Origin of the sequence: uncultured Phascolarctobacterium sp., assembly GCF_902463975.1 — a bacterium.
Taxonomy (GTDB): domain Bacteria; phylum Bacillota; class Negativicutes; order Acidaminococcales; family Acidaminococcaceae; genus Phascolarctobacterium_A.
The window spans coordinates 1-3220 of the sequence record NZ_CABQHJ010000057.1; the positions used below are offsets into that span (position 1 = coordinate 1).

At 42.7% G+C, this 3220-nt stretch carries 2 protein-coding genes; both read left to right on the forward strand.

From position 1 onward, the window contains the following. Positions 1-840 precede the first annotated feature (840 nt). Complete coding sequence (locus RDW05_RS11605; protein ID WP_307979185.1) at positions 841-2499, forward strand: Na+/H+ antiporter NhaC family protein; 1659 nt, start codon at positions 841-843, stop codon at positions 2497-2499. 203 nt (positions 2500-2702) lie between these two features. After that, a complete protein-coding gene (locus tag RDW05_RS11610; RefSeq protein WP_307979186.1) occupies positions 2703-3170 on the forward strand; it encodes an MATE family efflux transporter in 468 nt (155 codons plus the stop codon). Positions 3171-3220: the final 50 nt, after the last annotated feature.

Consider the following 3220-nt stretch of genomic DNA (forward strand, 5'->3'; position numbering starts at 1 on the left):
TAGCTGCCGGTTAGAAAAAAGACATGTCATGTGACATGTCTTTTTTCTTTTACCGTCAGCCATCTTATGACCAGCAGCAGGCCTGGCTGCCCAGCCACCGTGCCTAAAGAAGCTTTGCGACGCATAGGCACGCTTGTGGCGAGGCGTATCGACGAGCTGATGTAATCAGCTTGTCGATTGAGGATAGAATCTACGATTATGCAGTAAAGTTGGCAGCGGCAACTTTTAAACGAAGTACTGGTGTAGAGAATTTCAGGGAGTATTTTTGGAGGGATAGATAACCATGCTTGAAGGAGCAGAGCGACGCGCAAGCATGTATTAAGCTTATCGTCTAACTTCTTAATATTCGCGAGAGTATATCGTTTCAGTCAGCAGCAATTTCTTAACGCAAATTTCGTGTGGAATCAAGACGAAGTGTCGCAAAACTCGCGCTATGCAAAGAGATTTTACTATAGTAGATAGCTTAGCGCTCAGACAGTGCGACACTTCTATGATTCCAGACACTCATTTGCTAAAATTGCTATTCCTTGCACGATATACCCATCGCTCAATTTACTTGCCTTCTTATCAATCAGCGTTGTTCTGCAGACTCGCTTCTTGGATGCGCGAATAAAGAATATATGCGCCTGCTCTGTAAGCCTCGAAATTTGTCAACTGTGAATAGACATTGGAGCAGCAAAAATTAGCGATAGAGTGCCCTGTTTTGCACTTATTTACACAACAATGTATAATTTTTAACAATTTGTCAGCGATTTTTTATAATACACTTGCTTTTAGTTACGTAATCATGATATAATTTTTTCGGACTTTTTAGAAAAAAATTATGGAGTGATTAATTAGATGAGAAAAAACAATTACTTATTTTTGGCGATACTGCTTGTTATCATGGCTGGCCTATTTTATATAAGCGGACAGCATCCTAACACTGTTGATCCTGAAACCTATAAGCCTGCCGTATATTCGACTATCGGTGCACTGCTGCCTCCGGTTATCGCAATCGCTTTGGCATTGATTACAAAGGAAGTATACTCTTCTTTGTTCGTAGGTATCGCCATCGGTGCACTGTTATATTCCAATGGTAATCTTGAGCTTGGTTTGAACACCATGCTTTATAATGAAAACGGCGGCATGATTACCAAGCTGTCGGATAGCGGTAACGTTGGTATTATGGTATTTTTGGTTATTCTTGGTATCATGGTAGCTCTTATGAACAAGGTTGGCGGCAGTGCTGCCTTCGGTCAATGGGCTTCTAAAAATATCAAGACACGCGTTGGTGCACAGCTCGCGACCATTGCGCTGGGTGTACTTATTTTTGTCGACGACTATTTTAACTGCCTGACTGTTGGCTCGGTTATGCGTCCTGTTACCGACAGACATCAGGTTAGCCGTGCAAAGCTGGCATATCTTATTGACGCAACTGCTGCGCCGATTTGTATTATTGCGCCGGTTTCCAGCTGGGCTGCAGCTGTAACCTCATCTGTACCTAAAGGCTCAGATATTAACGGCTTCAACATGTTCCTGCAGACTATTCCTTATAACTTCTACGCAATCACCACTTTATCTATGATGATTCTTTTGACCATCATGAAATTTGATTTCGGCAGTATGAAGGTCCACGAGGATAATGCGAAGAAGGGTGATCTGTTCACTACTGCAGCTCGTCCCTATGGTGATGATGATGACACAACCGATAAGCCTAACGGTGCTGTTATTGACCTTGTACTGCCTGTAATTGTACTTATTATCTGCTGTATTATCGGTATGATTTATAGCGGTGGCTTCTTCACTGGTGAAACCTTTGTTGATGCCTTTGCCGGTGCTGACGCTCCTAAAGGTCTGGTACTCGGCAGCATGGCAACCTTCTTCTTTACCTTCTGCTTCTACATGGTACGCAACGTAATGACCTTTAAGGAATTTACTGAGTGTATTCCTGCAGGCTTCAGAGCAATGGTTGCGCCGATTATGATTCTGACTATGGCTTGGACTCTGTCCGGTATGACCGGTCTTTTGGGTGCGAAGTTCTATGTGCATGATCTTGTTGCAAACTCTGCAGGTATCCTGAAAATGTTCCTGCCGACAATTATCTTTGTTGTTGCTATGTTCCTTGCGTTCTCTACCGGTACAAGCTGGGGTACTTTCTCTATTCTGATTCCTGTTGTTTGCAACGTCTTCGGTTCCGGCGATACCTATGAAATGCTGATTATCTCTATTGCTGCCTGCCTGAGCGGCGCGGTATGCGGTGACCACTGCTCGCCTATCAGCGATACAACGATTATGGCATCCGCAGGTGCGCATTCCGACCACGTTAACCACGTTTCCACACAGCTGCCCTATGCTTTGACTGCAGCTTCCGTGTCTGTCACCGGTTATCTGATTGCCGGCGGTATTGCGTACTTTACGGAAAGCTCCTTGGCGCTGATTGCTTTGCCTATTACGCTGTGCTTATTATTTGTAACATTGCTGGTTATGCGTACTTATATGCGTAAACAGACTGCTTAAATGAAATATTTTATGAACGAAAAGCTGATACAGAAATGTATCGGCTTTTTGTATGTTAAGCATTGCTTATCATAAGCGTTATATTATGCCTTATAAATATAACCGGGCAGAGAAAATATCAATTTGCTATTGTCTGATTTTAGTATTATAATATCTATCACTAGTTAAAAGAAAGAGAAGGTATTGAAGATATGCGAACAAGCATGGACATGCTTAATGGTTCATTATGGGATAAAATACTAAAATTTTCTATGCCGGTAGCTGCAACCGCTATCCTGGAGCAGTTTTTTACCGCTACAGACGTGGTAATTGCCGGCAATTTTGCTAACAGCGACAGAACAGCGGCAATGGCTGCCGTAGGAACAGATTTGCCGATTATCGGTATGATTATTTTTCTGTTCTTGGGCATAGCTTTGGGCTCTAATGTTGTTATTGCGCAGTCTATCGGCAGACGTGATACGGAAGGCGTAAAGAAGGCGGTGCATACTGCTGTACTGCTTTCGCTGATTATCGGTATTGCGGTTGCTGTTTTTGCACAATTTGCTGTTGTGCCGATTTTAGGTTTGCTGGAAATTCCAGCAGAAGTTTTACCTTCAGCTGTGATGTACCTCAGAATATATTTTTTAGGTATGCCGATTATTTTGCTGTACAATTTTGAGGCGGCTATTTAGTACCATATAAGTGTAAGAGAAAAAGTATGTTGCTTTACTCTCGCACTTAT